General features: G+C 37.0%; 17 protein-coding genes. 6 read left to right on the forward strand and 11 right to left on the reverse strand.

All coding sequences use genetic code 11. The annotated features are described in order from the left end of the window. Positions 1-149: 149 nt before the first annotated feature. The 3 genes from parE to BLR86_RS17850 all read left to right on the forward strand — a co-directional run bounded on the left by parE (position 150) and on the right by BLR86_RS17850 (position 5,427). Positions 150-2,129 carry a DNA topoisomerase IV subunit B gene (gene parE / locus BLR86_RS17840; RefSeq protein ID WP_090764463.1) on the forward strand — a complete coding sequence of 660 codons (1,980 nt, stop codon included), beginning with the start codon at positions 150-152 and terminating at the stop codon, positions 2,127-2,129. Beyond that, positions 2,126-4,570 (forward strand): DNA topoisomerase IV subunit A, encoded by a 2,445-nt coding sequence (gene parC, locus BLR86_RS17845; RefSeq protein ID WP_090764466.1) that lies wholly within the window; start codon positions 2,126-2,128, stop codon positions 4,568-4,570. Before parE ends, parC begins: the two co-directional genes overlap by 4 nt. A gap of 92 nt (positions 4,571-4,662) precedes the next feature. After that, entirely contained in the window at positions 4,663-5,427 is a 765-nt protein-coding gene (locus BLR86_RS17850; protein ID WP_090764469.1) for a hypothetical protein, read from the forward strand. A 141-nt stretch (positions 5,428-5,568) separates the two neighbouring features. Here the strand turns inward: BLR86_RS17850 and xerS are convergent, their stop codons facing one another. After that, entirely contained in the window at positions 5,569-6,651 is a 1,083-nt protein-coding gene (gene xerS / locus BLR86_RS17855) for a tyrosine recombinase XerS (protein ID WP_090764472.1), read from the reverse strand. Positions 6,652-6,840: 189 nt separating this feature from the next. On the opposite strand from xerS, the gene BLR86_RS17860 reads away from it, so the two are divergent. Further along, a complete protein-coding gene (locus BLR86_RS17860; protein ID WP_090764475.1) occupies positions 6,841-7,137 on the forward strand; it encodes a hypothetical protein in 297 nt (98 codons plus the stop codon). 116 nt (positions 7,138-7,253) lie between these two features. Further along, positions 7,254-7,508: a DUF2533 family protein gene (locus BLR86_RS17865; RefSeq protein WP_090764478.1), complete on the forward strand. Its 255-nt coding sequence runs from the start codon at positions 7,254-7,256 to the stop codon at positions 7,506-7,508. Positions 7,509-7,538: 30 nt separating this feature from the next. On the opposite strand, the gene BLR86_RS17870 is transcribed toward BLR86_RS17865, so the two are convergent. The 6 genes from BLR86_RS17870 to BLR86_RS17895 form a co-directional block, all read right to left on the reverse strand. Beyond that, a complete protein-coding gene (locus tag BLR86_RS17870) occupies positions 7,539-8,333 on the reverse strand; it encodes an alpha/beta fold hydrolase (RefSeq protein ID WP_090764481.1) in 795 nt (264 codons plus the stop codon). 155 nt (positions 8,334-8,488) lie between these two features. Then, entirely contained in the window at positions 8,489-9,664 is a 1,176-nt protein-coding gene (locus tag BLR86_RS17875) for a DHH family phosphoesterase (RefSeq protein WP_090764484.1), read from the reverse strand. A 122-nt stretch (positions 9,665-9,786) separates the two neighbouring features. Continuing rightward, a complete protein-coding gene (locus tag BLR86_RS17880) occupies positions 9,787-10,698 on the reverse strand; it encodes a CBASS cGAMP-activated phospholipase (protein WP_090764487.1) in 912 nt (303 codons plus the stop codon). A 155-nt stretch (positions 10,699-10,853) separates the two neighbouring features. Then, positions 10,854-12,584 (reverse strand): aromatic amino acid hydroxylase, encoded by a 1,731-nt coding sequence (locus BLR86_RS17885; protein ID WP_090764490.1) that lies wholly within the window; start codon positions 12,582-12,584, stop codon positions 10,854-10,856. A gap of 33 nt (positions 12,585-12,617) precedes the next feature. Further along, positions 12,618-12,908 (reverse strand): 4a-hydroxytetrahydrobiopterin dehydratase, encoded by a 291-nt coding sequence (locus tag BLR86_RS17890; RefSeq protein WP_090764493.1) that lies wholly within the window; start codon positions 12,906-12,908, stop codon positions 12,618-12,620. Positions 12,909-13,057: 149 nt separating this feature from the next. Then, positions 13,058-14,155, reverse strand: coding sequence for a metallophosphoesterase (locus BLR86_RS17895; protein WP_090764495.1), 1,098 nt, complete (start codon positions 14,153-14,155; stop codon positions 13,058-13,060). A 214-nt stretch (positions 14,156-14,369) separates the two neighbouring features. Between BLR86_RS17895 and BLR86_RS17900 the strand changes: the two genes are divergently transcribed. Further along, entirely contained in the window at positions 14,370-15,521 is a 1,152-nt protein-coding gene (locus BLR86_RS17900; RefSeq protein WP_090764497.1) for a glycoside hydrolase family 18 protein, read from the forward strand. A 42-nt stretch (positions 15,522-15,563) separates the two neighbouring features. Here BLR86_RS17900 and BLR86_RS17905 read toward each other — a convergent pair whose 3' ends face one another. From BLR86_RS17905 to BLR86_RS17920, 4 genes are all read right to left on the reverse strand, one after another. Beyond that, positions 15,564-16,511, reverse strand: a complete 948-nt coding sequence (locus BLR86_RS17905) for an oxygen-dependent tRNA uridine(34) hydroxylase TrhO (protein ID WP_090764500.1) — start codon at positions 16,509-16,511, stop codon at positions 15,564-15,566. A 137-nt stretch (positions 16,512-16,648) separates the two neighbouring features. Beyond that, entirely contained in the window at positions 16,649-17,428 is a 780-nt protein-coding gene (locus tag BLR86_RS17910; RefSeq protein WP_090764502.1) for a dioxygenase family protein, read from the reverse strand. Positions 17,429-17,446: 18 nt separating this feature from the next. Further along, positions 17,447-17,869 carry a DoxX family protein gene (locus BLR86_RS17915; protein ID WP_090764505.1) on the reverse strand — a complete coding sequence of 141 codons (423 nt, stop codon included), beginning with the start codon at positions 17,867-17,869 and terminating at the stop codon, positions 17,447-17,449. Between the two features lie 22 nt (positions 17,870-17,891). Continuing rightward, positions 17,892-18,536 carry an alpha/beta hydrolase gene (locus BLR86_RS17920; RefSeq protein ID WP_090764508.1) on the reverse strand — a complete coding sequence of 215 codons (645 nt, stop codon included), beginning with the start codon at positions 18,534-18,536 and terminating at the stop codon, positions 17,892-17,894. Positions 18,537-18,657: the final 121 nt, after the last annotated feature.

Genomic DNA, 18,657 nt, shown 5'->3' on the forward strand with positions numbered 1-18,657 from the left:
TAGACGCCGCCTACATGTGTGATACAATTATAAGCGGCAAACATTCGTTCTAAGTTATGGAAAGAATTTTACACGAATGATAAATATACTTATAAAGATAGCAAACAAGAATGTTTTTTCTTTTTGTAGGGAATGAAAGGGGTATTTTAGTGGCAAGAAATCAGAAGGCTTTTGAATATAATGATGATGCCATACAGGTACTAGAGGGACTGGAGGCCGTCAGAAAGCGACCAGGAATGTATATTGGGAGCACTGATACGCGCGGTTTACACCATCTTGTATTCGAGATTGTAGATAACTCTGTCGATGAGGCTCTAGGAGGATTCGGGGACCAAATCATTGTTAGAATCCATAAAGATAATTCAATCAGCGTAATGGATAGAGGACGCGGAATGCCAACTGGCATGCATAAAATGGGAAAACCGACACCTGAAGTCATTTTAACGATCCTTCATGCAGGGGGTAAATTCGGTCAAGGCGGTTATAAAACTAGCGGTGGTTTACATGGTGTTGGTGCCTCTGTTGTTAACGCGTTATCTGAGTGGTTGACCGTAACCATCAAAAGAGATGGTTTTGTTTATGAGCAACGTTTTGAAAACGGAGGTAAACCGGTTACGACCTTGGAGAAAATCGGGAAAACCAATCAAACCGGTACAACGATTCACTTTAAACCAGATCCAACTATCTTTTCTAGCATAACTTATAATTTTGAAACCTTATGTGAAAGGTTAAGAGAATCTGCCTTTCTTTTAAAAGGATTAAAGATAGAAATCATCGATGATCGAAATGATTTTCATGAGGTTTTTCACTATCAAAATGGGATTGAAGCCTTTGTATCCTACTTAAATGAAGATAAAGAGTTGCTTCATCCGGTTATCAGCTTCGAAGGAAGTCATAATGGGATTGAAGTTGATTTTGCCTTTCAATTTAATGATGGCTATTCAGAAAACATGCTTTCGTTTGTAAACAATGTCCGTACGAGAGACGGCGGTACTCATGAAGTTGGGTCAAGGACAGCAATGACGCGTGTTTTCAATGAATATGCACGTAAGGTTTCCTTTTTAAAAGAAAAGGAAAAGAATCTTGAAGGGGCAGATATCCGCGAAGGTTTATCTGCGATTATTTCGGTAAGAATACCAGAGGATTTATTACAGTTTGAAGGTCAAACAAAAAGTAAATTAGGAACGAGTGAAGCAAGATCTTCAGTAGACGCGGTCGTTTCTGAACACCTAACCTATTTCCTTGAAGAGAACCCCAATATTAGCTCGTTGTTGATTAAAAAATCTATTAAAGCTTATCAGGCTCGAGAAGCAGCACGGAAAGCACGCGAGGACGCTAGAAGCGGTAAAAAGAGAAAGCGTTCAGATGCTCTTCTATCTGGAAAGCTTACACCTGCTCAATCGAGAAATCCACAAAGAAATGAGATTTATTTGGTTGAGGGTGACTCTGCTGGAGGTTCTGCCAAACAGGGGCGTGACCGACGGTTTCAGGCAGTTCTTCCACTTCGTGGTAAAGTAATTAATACTGAAAAAGCAAAATTAGCCGATATTTTTAAGAATGAGGAAATCAATACGATTATTCATACTGTTGGTGCTGGAGTAGGTTCTGATTTTAATTTGGAAGATGCCAATTACGCTAAAGTTATTATTATGACAGATGCTGATACTGACGGAGCACATATCCAAGTCTTACTGTTAACGTTTTTCTATCGTTATATGAAGCCGCTTATTGAAGCTGGTAAAGTGTTTATCGCATTACCGCCTTTATATAAAGTAAGTAAAGGTTCTGGTAAAAAGGAAGTCATTGAATATGCTTGGAGTGATGATGAACTTCAAGGTGCCATTCAGAAGATTGGCAAAGGCTATATGATTCAACGGTATAAAGGTCTTGGTGAAATGAATGCAGACCAGCTATGGGATACAACGATGAACCCTGAAACACGAACTTTAATTCGTGTAAAAATAGATGATGCAGCTAGAGCAGAACGACGGATTACCACCTTAATGGGTGATAAAGTTGAACCGCGACGAAAATGGATCGAAAGTAATGTGGCCTTTGGTCTAGAGGAAGATGACACCATCCTAGAAAATGAAAATATTACTGTCGCCCGGGAGGAATCTGAAGAATGAGCACAAATGAGATATTCCGTGACTTACCTCTAGAGGATGTAATCGGCGATCGTTTTGGAAGATATAGTAAGTATATTATTCAAGAACGAGCCCTTCCTGATGCAAGGGACGGCTTAAAGCCAGTACAACGAAGAATATTGTATGCGATGCATTTTGAAGGTAATACATTTGAAAAAGGTTTCAGAAAAGCTGCAAAAACAGTTGGTAACGTAATTGGTAACTATCATCCTCATGGAGATACATCCGTATATGATGCAATGGTGCGGATGAGCCAGGACTGGAAGGTTAGAAATGTATTGATCCAAATGCATGGAAACAACGGAAGCGTTGATGGAGACCCTCCTGCAGCGATGCGTTATACTGAGGCACGTTTATCGGCGATTTCCGCTGAATTACTTCGCGATATTGACAAGCAAACGGTAGATTTTATACCTAACTTCGATGATACATCAAAGGAACCAACCGTTTTACCAGCAATGTTTCCGAACTTGCTTGTAAACGGCTCAACCGGAATATCAGCAGGGTATGCAACGGATATTCCTCCACACCACCTTGGGGAGGTAATCGATGGTGTGATCTTGAGAATGGACCACCCAGACTCATCGGTTGATGATATTATGAAGGTAATAAAGGGACCTGATTTTCCTACTGGAGGAATTATCCAAGGTATAGATGGGATTAAAAAGGCCTATGAAACGGGTAAAGGGAAAATCATTATTCGCAGTAAAGCAGAAATAGAGGATGTTCGTGGAGGGAAACAGCAGATTGTTGTAACGGAAATCCCCTATGAAATCAATAAAGCAAATCTTGTTAAAAAAATCGATGAATTCCGTTTTGACCGTAAAATTGAAGGAATGTCAGAGGTTCGTGATGAAACAGACAGAACGGGTCTTAGAATCGTTATTGAATTAAAAAAAGACGCAGATGCCCAAGGTGTCCTTAATTACTTATATAAAAACAGTGATTTGCAAGTGACGTACAATTTTAATATGGTCGCTATCTCGCAAAAGCGTCCAAAATTATTAGGTATTCGTGAATTATTGGATGCTTACATTGAACACCAAAAGGAAGTAATAACGCGTAGGACCCAGTATGAGTTAAACAAAGCAAAGGAACGTCAGCATATCGTTGAAGGGTTAATGAAGGCACTATCAATCCTCGATCAAGTTATCGCAACTATTCGGGCTTCCAAGGATAAACGAAATGCAAAGGACAATTTAATTGCAAAATTTGCGTTTACCGAGGCCCAAGCAGAAGCAATTGTTTCCTTACAGCTTTATCGCTTAACCAATACGGATATTACGGCATTACAGACTGAAGCAGCTGAATTAGCCTCGAAAATTGAAGAGTGGACTTCTATTTTATTAAGTGAAAAGAAGCTTATTTCTACCATAAAAAAAGAATTAAAAGACGTAAAAAAACGTTTCGCAGATGCGCGTCGTTCAAAAATTGAGGCAGAGATTGAAGAGTTGAAAATTAATCTTGAAGTGACGGTGCCAAGTGAAGATGTGATCGTTACTGTCACAAAAGAGGGTTATGTCAAACGGACAAGCCAGCGTTCTTTTGCTGCTTCAAATGGTCAAGACCTTGCAATGAAGGAGTCCGACCGCGTAATAGCACAGCTTGATGTGAATACAAAGGACGTAGTCTTGCTCTTTACGAATAAAGGTAATTACTTATACTGTCCAGTTCACGAACTGCCAGATATCCGCTGGAAGGACCTAGGGCAGCATATTGCTAATATCATTCCAATTGAACGTGATGAAGATATTATTCAAGTGATTCCTGTAAAAGAATTTGAGATAAATGCGTATCTCGTTTTTGTAACGAAAAATGGGATGGTTAAGAAAACCGAACTGAAACAATACAAAGCACAACGTTATTCAAAGCCATTAGTTGGGGTTAATCTAAAGGATGATGATCAGGTTGTTGATGTACATTTGACAGATGGCTCAAAAGAAATTTTCTTGATTTCTAATTTTGGCTATGCATTATGGTTCCATGAAGAAGAAATAAGTATTGTTGGTGTAAGAGCAGCCGGTGTTAAAGGTATCAATTTAAAGGACGGCGATGCTGTCATTGGTGGGAAAATTATTACTCCAGATAATAAGGAAACCATTGTAATTGCTACACAACGCGGATCTGTCAAGCGGATGAAGCTTAAGGAATTTGAAAAAACAACACGTGCCAAGCGTGGCGTTGTTATTTTACGAGAGCTTAAATCAAATCCACATCGTGTCATCGGTTTTGTTGTTGTAGATGACCAAGATACTGTATCTATCCAAAGTGAAAAGGGACAAATCGAAACACTTTTAACGAGTGAAATTCGATTAAATGACCGATATTCGAACGGTTCATTCATCCTTGATGAAACGGATAATGGTAAAGTAACGACCATTTGGAAGGTTGAAGGTCCAACAAAAACAGGTGAATCATCATAAATGCAAAGACTCCCAAAAATTACGGGAGTCTTTTTTATGTTTTTTCCAATATTAGGGCATACTACATGTATCAGTTTTTGGAGGGGAAAAGGATGAAAAAAGATTTACTACTAGTTGCTTCTGTATTTTTTCTCATGTCTGTAACGGCTATTACCGGTGTTCATGCCTTCGAAGAAAAAGCCAAAACTGTCACTATTTCAAAATATGAAGGTGATGTCACTGGAGATGGAATTAACGAGACAATCCAATTAAAAGGTGTTCCATACCAAGGTAATGATAAATATTTAAAAGAAATATATATAGATATCTCGACTGAGGATGATAAAAAGTATACAATGCCGCTAGACAGCGGCTCTAAAGCATCTCTTAAGCTGGTAGATTTAAACAAAGACGGAGTGAAAGATTTATTTGCTAATGTCCTAACAGGTGGTAGGGGAGGGGAAGGGATCACGCTCAATTATTTATATACATTGAAGGATTTCATTAGAAAAGATTTAACAGTCCCTGAACCTTTAGAAATAGAAAGCATGTATGAAGACGGATATAAAGCAAAAATAACGATAGGTCTAACAGGAAAAACCTATTTATTTGATTTAAAGGATAGAAAAAAATATTACAAAAAACTAGGATTTTACTATAAAGGAAAGTTAAATGAACCAATGGAATTAACTGTAAACTCATTTAATTCGCTAAAGCCAGTTAAATTAACTACAGGGGAGTTTATCTTAAAAGGAATTCAAAGGATAACTGGAATTGCGAATGCGGATAACATTGCCTATGTTGAGTCTACATGGAAGTACGGCGATGGTAAATGGAATTTCAGTACCGCAAATGTTCAGACGAAAAAGGAAAGCTAAAGCTGTAGAAAATTTTTAATCCCGTCTCATTATCTTAAGTATACTTGGGAATTGAGACAGAATGAGTTTTCGTTCAATTTATTTACTATAATTACATTATGTAAACTGAAGAATAAAGCTGCTCATAGCAGCTCCATTCAATTATTGTTCTTTTGGCATATCCATTTTATCAACAGCAATTTTTAAATCATCGTTTCTAATATGTGTGTAAATCATCGTCGTTTGAATCGATGAGTGACCTAATTGTCTCCGTAATTTAGGGACATCGTTAATCTCAGCATGGTATCTAGTTGCAAAGGAATGTCTTAGTTTATGTACGGATAATGATGGTTTACCAAACGCTGTTGCATATTTTTCAATCAGATATTCAACGGCTCGAGCTTTTAGTCTTTGTGATGATACTTTTGGTCCAGTCGGTCCACTAACAAATAATGCCTTTTCATTTTTATCAACGTTATATTTGGCGGTTCTTACAGTCAAGTATTCTTGCAAATCTGCCATGGCCACCTGGCTAAAATAAACGAATTGTTCTTTATTTCCTTTACGGATAACGCGCACACAATACTTGCTAAAATCAATATCGTCTAAATCAATCCCCACCAACTCCGAAAGCCGGAGGCCTGATCCTAGGATTAATGATACAATTGCTGTATCACGTTCTCTATTTAATTGATAAAAGTTATACAACCGCTTGTTTTCTTTGTTTAATTCACCATAATCATTGGCAATAAATAAGCGGAATTTTTCATATTCATCACCAAGCAGAATTTTCCCTTCCATTTTCGTTGCTTTCGTTTCCATACTATCTTTGACTTCATTAAATTCAATTTTCGCCATTACATTTCGATTAATATATGGTTTAAAGTCAGACGTTTCAGCAATATTTTGTAAGTAATTGAACAGTGATTTCAAAGCGGATAATTTCCGATTAATAGTAAGTTCTTTATTATTTAATTGGTAGTGTAGAAAGTTTAAAAAGCCATCAACCTCTATAACCGTTAATTGCTCCAAACGCTGCATTGGGATATCTTTGATGTTGCCATGCCATAATTGTTCGCTGATCATCCAATTGAAAAAGATTTTATAGTCGTGGCAGTAATTAAAAAGTGATGACGTGGAAAGCTTTCGTAATTTATGATTTATGTATTCATCAACATACCAGGGTAATTCTTGAAGTAAGAACTGGAGTTTTTTATAATTTGTTTGATTTGCATTATTTACCATATAAACACCTCGCTATATATTTTAGCTTATTAACATAACTGCGTCAAATTTATATTTTACGCAGTTATGTTAATTGCACTTATTGAGTATGTTTATCATCGCATTACCTAACTTTTTAAAAGTCTCCTCCCTTCTGTTTATAAAAATCCTATATAATAAATTAATGATGTTTTTAAAGGAGAATTTTTAATGGATAAAAAACAATTAGAAGAAAAAATTATTCAGAACTACCAGGGTGAGGAAAAAATGATGATCCTGGTATTTGCTCAATGGTGTGTCAATCATGATCTAAATCCTGAGGAATTGTATTTGCGTGCCTACCCTAATCAGACCTCAAATATAGCTTTAAAGGAAGCAATGGAATTAGTGGTACCTAAAGATGAAGCTGGAGCAATTGGTGACGAAACACTTCTTGGTGTTTTATCTTTGTTTGGAAATGATGATCTTGCATTTGTTGTCACTGAAGCAATCGCTAAAATGAAATAGCTCCCTTGATATCACTAGCATGGTTAAATCAATAAATCTTGTTGATGTGTATTGCCTCCTTCCTTTTAATAAATTATGGTATTATTATATCAGTTACCATTTTGAGGAGTGAAATCATGAGCGTACATAAGGATTTAATGAAGCATGCAGAAAATCAAAATAAAAGTTATCAGCAGTTTTTAGCATGGGATCAGCAGCGTGAGCAATATATTGAAGAAGCTGTTGAATTATGTAAACAAGGTAAACCTTTTTCAACTGATAAAATAAATGAAGTAACCAATAAAATGAATAAAATTAACTTGAGAATCATACCCATCAAGAAAAATGTTACTGTTGAAATGGTTATGGAATATGTAAACTCAAAAAAATAAAATCCACCAAAGAGTGGATTTTTTTGTTCACTATTTCAAGGCATTCAAAAACTCCATCATTTGATGGTTTAATTCAGATGGGTTTTCATACATGCTCATATGCCCAGAATCTTTTAGTAAGACATGTTTAATAGTTGATTTGTTAACTGAAAATGTCTTTTCAGGAGGGATAATTTGATCCTTCTCTCCAGCTATTAATAGGACTGGAATTGCTGCACTTTCTAAAACATGATAACGGTCTGGACGGTTTTTCATCGCTATTAATGTTTTCATTGCACCTTGTGATGAAGTTGTATAGCCAATTTCCTTTGCTGTTTTAATATCATTTTTATTTTTTTCAACGTTATCAGGTGAGAAAAGTTTTGGTATCAACCCATCAATAAAAGTCGTAATCCCTTCTTGTTTAACTTTTTCAACACCAGTTTCTCTTCCCTTTTTTGCTTCTTCTGTATCCGGGGAAGCCGTAGAATGGATCAGTGAAAACCCATTTACCATTTGACTATACTTCTCCGCAAAAGCTAGAGTAATATAGCCGCCTAAGGAATGGCCAAACATTGTCACTTGCGGTATATGCAAATAGTCAAGTACATCCTTAATATGATCTGCGATATCTTCAATCGTTCCGGTCCCCTCAAGGTTAGCAGATTCACCATGACCTGGAAGGTCTAGAGCAATCACTCGGTAATGTTCTGATAACGTAGTAATCAAATTATCCCAATACCCTTTGCTGCCACAAAAGCCGTGGAGAAGGACAATTGGGTTTCCCTTCCCTTTTTCGTTATAAGAGACAGTTATCCCCTTCAAATTAATACTTTTTTTTCTCATGTTCTCTCCTCCAAAACATTTATTTATTTCTATTTTTCTTTACTTTACCCTTTTTCACATTAAATATTAGTTATATTTCTTGTTTTTTCGGTTAATCGACTCGTAAACGCATACTAAATCCACCTAAAACCATAATGTTCTAGGAGGATTTATTTTTATTTTTTTATATGGTCCATTAAATATTGAACAAAATCATCGTCTTTTACCAGCCGAACTTCATGGTATCTTTTTAAGAAGCTCTCGCCTTCTTCAAAATTAGCAAAGGTTTCATCTAATCTTTGATGATTTTGTTCAATCGTCCATTCTTGATCATTACCTTTAAATAGAAGGAAAATCTCCTCACTTCTATTTTTATACAAAGTTCCGAACGTCGAACCCTTTAGATTATATCTGTTCCGTCTCGCATCCTCCGGGAAGGGTTCTAAATGAAAGGTTTCAGTCACAAAGTTTTTATATGCCTCTTCGTTTAAAGAGCACCCTGATGCCTTTGCATGCCCACCGCCTCCATATTGCCCAGCGACCTCGGATACATCAACATTATCATGAATTGTCCTGAACCCCATGCGTTTTCCGCCAATATTCAATATGGCTATGTAATCTAGATGAGGATATTCCTTACCAAGCTCATTTCCAAGTTCAGAGTGATACGATTCTGCATAAACTACACCAGCATAAAGCCCATCTATCTGTGTCTGAACTAGCTCCCTCCTTTTCCTGCGGATATAGCGATCAATTTTATCTTCTTCCATATCTAATATTCTCTTTTCGAATTCATCAAAATGAAAGTTGTCGCTTGTTTGGAGCCGTGAAATCATTTTTTCTTCAAATTCATCAATAGAAACAAGATAAAACAAAGCATTTAAACGTTGAGCTTCCTGGTTCTCATTTTTTTCCCATTCCCATGTATCATATTGCCTAACAAGCTCGACAAATTCTGTTATCGCGCTTGTAGGAACTATCAGTTTGTACGAAATAAGATAGTCATACAATAAGGATGTCGCGGATGTTAATTTTCCCTCTTCATCCTCAACTATCACATGCCCCCATTGATAATCGTTATAATGCAGCGCTGTTTTATGATGGTCAATTAGCTGCACTTTGCCCCCATTTTCAAAAAACTCGTTTAGCCTCTGTTCATTTTTTTCGTTTACAGACAAATCTGTGATAAACAAAAATGTATTCTTATCATCATTTTCTAGAAACCATTCTACCTCACGATTTAAGCCCGAAATGGAATTGTAACGTACTTTGACATCATCCCCAAATGCCAGTTTTGCTAAAATTCCACAACCTACACCATCTAGATCATTATGAGACAACAATTTATACATGTACTTACTTCACCTCCTGAAATAGTATGGTATCAAAAGGGGAAAATTATATAATTACTTAAAAACCCTAATTGGCTATATGCTTTTTTACAAATTCTTTGTTTAATACTACCATTTATTTTTCAATTTTCAATAAAAGTTAAGATTGCATCTTTCTGTTTATAAAAAACACTTCTTCCTAACTCACTTAGGACATCCATATACCTCACTTCGTCAAACGGAACTTCCTCGCCTAATTCTTCATTAATTCGAAGATAGTGGTCCCCCAGAAGAAGCTTACAATGATAGGATACCGATTCGGAAGACAAATGAAGTGCTAAATCGAGAAGTTTCGGAGTCACCTTCATGGATGGGATATTAAAAGGCAGCCATTGATTAATCCCCCAATACTTTTCCTTGTCATTTGTAAAATCAATATTTTGTAAGCCTGTGCCAAGTGAAAAGATTTGAATATCATCCATTCCTTTTTGGAAATAATGAATGGCTTCGGTAAGGCCAACTAATGAAGGATTATTTGCCCATAACCCGCCATCAATCGATAAATATTCATTTCCTATTTTGTTGGGCGGAAAATAGACAGGTGCCGAGCAAGAGGAAAGAACTGCATCCCAAAGTTTTATTGATAAATCACCATTTTCAGGGTGCCCAAAGTTAGAGCGGTGTATAAATGGTTTTCCATGTGTAATGTCTACAGCTGGAATAAGCAGTGGCGTGTGAATATCATACAATTCTAAATCACCGAATGATTTTTTTAAAAGGTGCCTAAGGGATCGATCACTATAGACGCTTTTAAAAAGCCCAACCTTTGCCTGTCTTTTGAAGATCTTCTCTCCATAAAGATGGTAACTTTCATGAACTTCCTTCATCTTTTTATTCAGGGAAACTGAGGCAGCGATGATTGCACCAGTACTGGTCCCTGCAACAACATCAAAGAATTCGCCTATCGGATGACCTACATCTTCTTCTAATGCTTGTAAAATGGCTATCGCAAAAATACCTCGAATCCCACCGCCATCTATACATAGTAATTTCATTACATTTCACCTTATTTTACCTTTTTCTTTAGTGTGCCCTTTATGAGATACACTTATCACGAGTAAGCTATTGTCATCTTCATTATTATCCATTATAAATACCGCCCATCTATTCTCCTTTAAAGAGGAATAGATGGGCGGCAAGTGGTTGTATATTAGAAATTGGTTAATAGTAGACCCCTCTCGATTAACACAGGATACTCTTCGTGTAGTAGTTTTATATCTTCTAGTTGTTTTTTAAGTAATAACTGTTTAGCTGCTAAGAGGTTATTTTTAACTAACAGCTCCATCACTTCAATCCGTAGTAACCAATCGTCCTTGTAATTATTTGTTAATTCTTGAATCACTTCTTCTAATAATGTTTCCATGTCCTTACCCATGGTTTTACGAATTTCTCTAACTCTTCCATATAACACTTCTAACGGATTTAACTCCCTGTTAACAAGAGGTTTCGTCTCGATTTCTTCTACATCCGCATAAAATTGTTCAGAATCTGCAGCACCCGCAAAAACTGAAATGATACACTCTCCAATTGCCAAATCATAGGTACCCCAATCTGGGTGGAATAGAATTTGATCAGCTAATGAAACAGTACAGTCTTTAAAAGAAATGAGCAGAAGTTTGCCATCTTTACGAATAAATTGGATTGGGGTCCCGCTAACCTTAATTCCACACTCATAAACAAGAGTGGATCCCTTCCCTATCACAATTCCACCATTTTTAAGTTCCGCATCTGTTTGCTCTTCAAATGGCTTTACTGAATGTAACAGTCTTCCAATCGGTGCACCGAAACCATCTTTGTGTGTGTTTTTCCCATGTCCGGCCAATTCGATATTATTATATGCCAGGGCTGACGGACCATCTGTTTGGATGTAAATCGCTTCCCCATTTTCATTCTTTATGATCCTTTTTAAAGTTCCTGTAAGTTGTAGTCCAGAATTATATTGAATCGTCGCGGTATGATTAGATCGAAGAGCTTTGTCTAAGCTTTGAGTACCACCAATTTTAAAAGCCATAGTTTCTGCAAATTCATTTACAGCATTTATTAATTGATCAAAGCTGTCACACACAAAAAGCTGTGGCTGCGGTTTGGTAATATCAAATCCGGTTCCAATAACCGTTTGGAGGTCAAATGGTAGTTTCTTGACAGAAGCCGTTAGACTGTTTCTTCCTTCCGAAACAGAAGATAATAGCCCAGCACCATAGATTTGAGGATCCTGAATGGTTCCAATGAGTCCGTATTCAACAGTCCACCAATATAGACGAGAAATTTGTTCTGCTTCTGATAATTGTGTAACTGCGACCTGCTTTTCTTCAAAATATGCTTTGGCTGCTTCAATTTCCGCTTTTGTCGCTTTTCCGCTTTCCAATAAATTCGAATAGGTGCGAACAGCTTCAAATAACTCATGTTCCTCACTGGTAGCCAATGCTTTTGATCCTATTTGTCCAAAAAGCTTTACATACTCCGAGAATTTTTCTTCAGATAAAATCGGTGCATGACCAGCCGCTTCATGAATAATATCTGGGGCTGGTGTATATTGGATGTTTTCTAGTTTACGAATATCAGAGGCAATCGGCAGGATTCCATGTGCTTGAAAGTCGAAAAATATAACTCCTGGGATAAAGCCATCAATATTTGCCGCTCCCCATCCAAAAGGTGCTAAAGCCTTGTTCATATCACTTACATTTGGTATTTTCTCAACTGAAATACCGGATGACTTTAACCCGCCAACATATGCTTGGTGAGCGGTATCTTTTAAATAATGATGGTTTTGTCTCATGACATATCGCCAGACGGCATGATCAATGGGTGTGTACTTTTCATATTGTTGATCGACTACATACTTCTGTAAATGCCTTGGAATTTTTTTTGTTTCTTCTTCCATTTATAGATCTCTCCCTTTACAAGAAAATTAACTTTATATTTGTAGATAATATTCATCATATTTTCTAGCTAAGTCAAAATCTAAAACTGTTAAGCCCCTTGCGTGCCACGATGAAATTCTTACAGTAACGACCTTATAATCTATTGAAATAAATGGGTGATGGTTAACCTGCTCTGAAAGATTTGCGACCTGTAGGACAAAATCGACCCCTTTTAGATAGTCACGAAAACGATACTTTCGTTCAATCCATTTTTCATCGGTTAATCTCCAATTGGGAACGGAGGATAACTTTTCTTGGACCTCAGAAGAAGTTAGTTTTTCCATTATCTTCACTCCTTTACATAAATAAAGCGCTTACATTTAAATACAGCAAATGAATGCGTATTAGTAAATGATATTCTCATACTTATAAAAAAACACTGTCAAAGAGCGGATTAAAAAAATCCATCAATTAAGATGGATTTTTTTACCTGTTAAGGTTCAAACGTAACGTTGATTTGGACAATTTCTGATCTAGTTCCAATCCTAAGCGGCAAGCCCCAGACACCGTATCCAGAAGAGACAATGGATTGCAGCTCACCTTTTTTCAAGTAGCCCCAATCATTTTCAAAAATTTTATTGGTAATCAGGTTACCTGGAACTACCTGCCCTCGATGGGTGTGACCCGATAGGATTAGGTCTACCCCGTTTTTTTCGGCGATATCTAAATCATAAGGTTGATGTTCAAGAAGAAAGACTGGTTTTGATAAGTCCACCTGCTTCATTAAATCGGAAAGCTCTGCTCTTACAACGTCCCGGTATCCTTTATCTTTTCTACCCACCAAAGTAATCCCCTCGGGAAGATTTAATACTTCATCATCTAAAACCTTCATACCGCTGTTATTAAAAATCTTAACAAGATCAACATTATCACGATCATGATTCCCAAGAGAAGCATAGACAGGTGCTTGGATTTGCTTCAATAACTCCGGAATTCCTTCCTCAAGAAACGGTGTTATATCATCGTCAATAATATCCCCAGGGAACAAGACAAGGTCAGGCTTCTGACCATTGATATACTCTACCAGTTTTTTTGCCTGGCCTTCACCAGATAAATCGCCGAAATGCATATCCGAGGCCATGATAATTTTTAAGCTCTGCTTCCCTTCTACCTGCTTCGGAATATGAATTTGATAGGTTTTGGCTGTTGGACTGTATGCATTATACATTCCAAACATAAATGAACAAACAATCACAGCTAAAATTGTATATCCAGTCCCCTTGATAAACTTTTCTTTCTGTATATTTGTAAATCTTCGTACAAAAACAGCAATATTAGCTATTGGAAGGAGCAGGATTAGAAAATAAAATAACGATAGCCAGATAGCACCCAGCCAAGATAAAAATAAGCTCTCATTCAGCCAGCGCGAAAAAACAAAAGAATAAGCAAAAATAACCAACACAATCCAGAAAATAATTTTTATACTCTTTCGATCGCCACTAATGTTTTTAAACCAAACCCAAAGATTATAGCCAATATAAAAAATCAATAAATTATATACCAAGATAATTCCTATACCAACAGCCCACACGAAAAGTGATTCTCCTTTACTTTGGATGTCTAACTTAAAGGCTCTTTTCTTAAAAAACAACCTATTTTAATTAGACAATATTTGAGCTTATTAAACAAGAAATTCAGACTAGAAAATTACCTATTTTCGGCAAGGTGGATATTACCAGCACTTCTTCCTTCTATTTTTTGATAAAATATATAGATACAGAGAATAATAGGGAGGAATACAATCTATGAAAAAACACAGAGTCCTCCTAGCCCTGGTAATTTTATTTACCTTCATAGGAGGCATTTATACAGGAATCATTTATTCAACCAATAAAGCTGAACAAGCATCTACACCGCTAAAAATAAAAGAATCACCTAAATCAGTTAAAAATCTTGAAAAAAAAGAAATTCCTCAAGAAAGTTTAGAGGAATCGAAAGTATTAGTGGGTTATGTTCAGGATTTCCGTGATCCGAATGTCGTGGATTACTCCAAGTTAACGCATGTTATCTTTTCGTTTGCTCATCCGACCGCAGAGGGTGGTATTCTGCTAAATGGCGATTCTGCGATAAATAATTTGCGAACAATGGTTAATAAAGCGAAAGAACACAATACCAAAGTGATTTTAGCCGTTGGCGGCTGGTTTCATATCAATGGCGGGAAATCTTACGAACCATTTAAAACCGCCATTAGCAATCCTGAATCAAGAACGCGACTCGTAAATGAGCTTACTAGTATAGTCGACCGTGAAAACCTTGATGGTATTGATATCGATTTTGAGCACCCACGTTCAAAAGCAGACGCAGCTAACTTGGCTGCTTTTACCAACGAGTTAAGTAATCAGCTACAACCCAAGGGTAAAGAGCTTTCTATCGCTGTTTATGCAAAAATTCATGCGGTGACAGGCACCGAAATGGGCTTTGTCGTTTATGAACCCTCGATGTTTCAGCATGTCGATCATGTAAACATTATGGCTTATGATGGTCAGTGGGATGGCGGCTATAATGCTGCCAATCTATCTCCTTATCCGTTTACGGAGAAAATTGTAAACTATTGGGCAACTCTTTTTGATGACAATAACCTGCCGAAAGAAAAGCTTGTTTTAGGTGTTCCATTTTATGCACAGCCTGAAGACCCTGCCACTAAGCAGATTTCCTATGCAGCTATCATAAATCAGGATCCAGCAAATGCTGCAAATGACACCGTGAGTATGAATGGAACCACATATCATTACAATGGTGTTAACACCATTCAGAAGAAAACCAATTTAGCACTTGATCACGGTTTTGGCGGAATGATGTTGTGGGAAGCCGGTCATGACAGCAAAGGTGATCATAGCCTAACCACTGTGATATACAATGAACTTGTTAAATCAACCGATGTATTAGCGAAAAAATAAGAAAAGGCTGTCTACTCTAAATATGAGTGGACAGCCTTTCTTTTATGCTTGGAGATTCATTAATCTTTCGTTTACTTCTTCTTCTGTTAAACCGTGTTGTGCAACATAGCGATTTCGTGGGTGTGTTCTGCATTCATGTGAACAGCTTCGTAAATGAAGATGTTCATTTTCTTCAGAACATAGAATTTTTTTATTACACGCTGGATTTGCACAGTTTACATAACGCTCACATGGTTCACCAGTGAAATAATCCTTCCCGACCACCACATGCTCTTTTTGATTTACAGGCACGCTAATACGCTCATCAAAAACATAAAGCTGACCATCCCATAATTCTCCTTGAACTTCTGGGTCTTTTCCGTACGTAACAATGCCGCCTTCTAATTGTGAAACATCTTCAAAACCTTCATTTAATAGCCAACCAGAAAATTTTTCACAGCGAATGCCGCCCGTACAATAAGTGAGAATCTTCTTACCTTCGAACTCTTGCTTATTTTCCCTAATCCAGTCTGGTAGATCACGGAAATTTAAGATATCGGGGCGAACAGCACCTCTAAAGTGACCTAAATCATATTCATAATCATTCCGGGCATCAATCACAACGGTATCTTCTCTTTGCATCGCTTCGAAAAACTCTTTCGGTTTTAAATGCTTGCCTGTTGTTACATGTGGATCAACATCGTCTTCTAGACGTAATGTAACCAGCTCGGGTCTTAAACGAACGCGCATTTTTTTGAAAGCATGCTCTTTTGCTTCATCAATTTTAAAAATCGTACCTGCAAAAAGGGGATGCTCATCCATATATTTCATATAGGCATCCGTTTGTTCAGGCGTACCTGAAACAGTACCGTTAATTCCTTCTGCTGCCAGAATAATTCGACCCTTTAAGCCTAACTCATTACAAAATTGAAGATGCTCTTGTTGAACTTCTTCCGGGTTTTCTAGCGTGACATATTTATAATATAATAATACTCTATAATTTTGACTCATATAAACCACCTTATTAACTTTTATACCTACTCTATATTAATAACTAAATTATTATATCAATAAACATACAAATATTTCAATGGATAAGAACTTATAGAAAAATAACACTAACTTTGAGTTAGTGTTACTTTTTACAATCATCCAAATTGCCATACGCTATGGCTTAGGTTTCCATACCTGTAGCTTCGATGGATTAAGGCAGCTTTTCGGTTATCATCAGCAGCTCCCATTGCGTAAAATAGCGGAACAAAGTGTTCGTTTCCAAACTTCGGTACTGCAAATTCAGCATTGGGGGCAAGTGTATCATACTTAAATAGTGAATCCGTATCCCATGTATGAAGATGATGTGCAATCCAATCATCAAACTCAAGTGCCCATTGATGAACGGAGCCATCGTCCCCCCAGCTTACAGCTCTTAGGTTATGGACGGTTCCCCCGCTTCCAATAATTAATACATCGTCAGCACGTAATGCAGCAAGAGACTTACCAATTTTATACTGTTCAGCTGGAGTCAGGTTAGGATTAACCGACATCGCGATGACCGGAACATCTGCATTCGGGTATAGTAAACGAAGTACTACCCATGCTCCGTGATCTAATCCGCGTTTCATGTCCACTTCAAACGGAATTCCATTCTTATTGAACAATTCCTGTATTTCTTTAGACACTTCCAACTCACCTTGTGCTGGGTATTTAATGGTATAAAGCTCAGGATCAAAACCACCGAAGTCATAAATCGTATCATACTGATTAACTTCACTTACTTTTTGTGCGTTAGACTCCCAATGGGCAGAAAATAATACAATTGCTTTAGGACGTGGCAACGATTGACCCAGTTGTTGTAAAAATTGAGTATACTCATTTTTTTCAATGGCAAGCAACGGTGCACCGTGAGCGATAAAGAGTGATGGCATCATGGTAATACGCCTCCAGTATTATAGTGATTGTGTTTGGTTATTTTGTCCTTTGAAAAAAACTTTATCTAGAGCAAACATTTTACTGTCGTTGATCGCAATAAATAATGCCATAACAAGTAATGCTAAATCCAATTCCCAACCAGCACCTTGACCATTTCCTAAAAAGCCGCCTGCTAATTTCGCCGATACTGTTGCTCCAAGCATAAGTAAAACAAATAATGCTGATACAATTCTACTTCCTAATCCAACCACTAATGCAATTCCGCCAACCATTTCTAACGAGGCAACTCCATATGCTAGAACCCCTGGTAATCCGATGGAATCAAACCAACCAACGATATTTTCAATTCCTCCCTGAAATTTCACTAACCCATGGACAAAAAATGTAACCCCTAATACTAAACGTAAAATTAATGTACTTACTTCTATTTTTTTCATCATTTTCTTCCTCTCCATTAATAAATTATTTTTCTAAATCTTGTAATAACCAGTTTGTAAAATCTTGCAGGTTCTTTAATGAAACACTATGTCCTTCTTGATAGGTGTTAAAAGTTACTTTAGCACCTAATTGGCGAAAATATTCGTTATTGGCTAAACCCCACTCAAATGGCAGAACTTGATCCATTTCACCATGTGATATAAATACTGATACTTCATCAACAGGTTTAATATCGTACTCTTCTTTTACAAAGGCAGGAATGTAACCACTTAGAGCAACAATGCCTTTTATTTTATTTCCTAATGTTAACCCAAGCGTCATCGCTAAAATCGCACCTTGGCTAAAACCTAACAAGTACAACTGAGATTTATCTAGCGGATATTGTTCGCAAGCATAGTCGATAAAGCTTGTCAGCTTATTAACTCCTTCATCGAACACTTCTCGATGAGGTTTGCCGTACCCTTGTATCGTGAAAAAGGCAAAGCCTGGTGGCTGTGAGAGATGACCGCGAATACTAAAAATAAAAAACTGTTCATCTATTCCTTCAACTAAGGACAGCATGTTTTGTTCATTACTGCCAATCCCATGCATAATAAACAACGCAGGATATTTTTTAGTAGGATCTAACTCTTTTGGACGGCGAAGTTCATAAACCATCGGAGCATTCATATTTACCATCCTTTCATTATAAATTTTCATAGAGAATAAATATTCATATTGAAAAACCTTTATTGTAAAAAATAAAATGTTTTTTTATATGAACATTTGTTGCTTATAGGATAACAGCGTT

The sequence above is a fragment of the Bacillus sp. OK048 genome, from assembly GCF_900103525.1.
Lineage (GTDB): Bacteria > Bacillota > Bacilli > Bacillales > Cytobacillaceae > Neobacillus.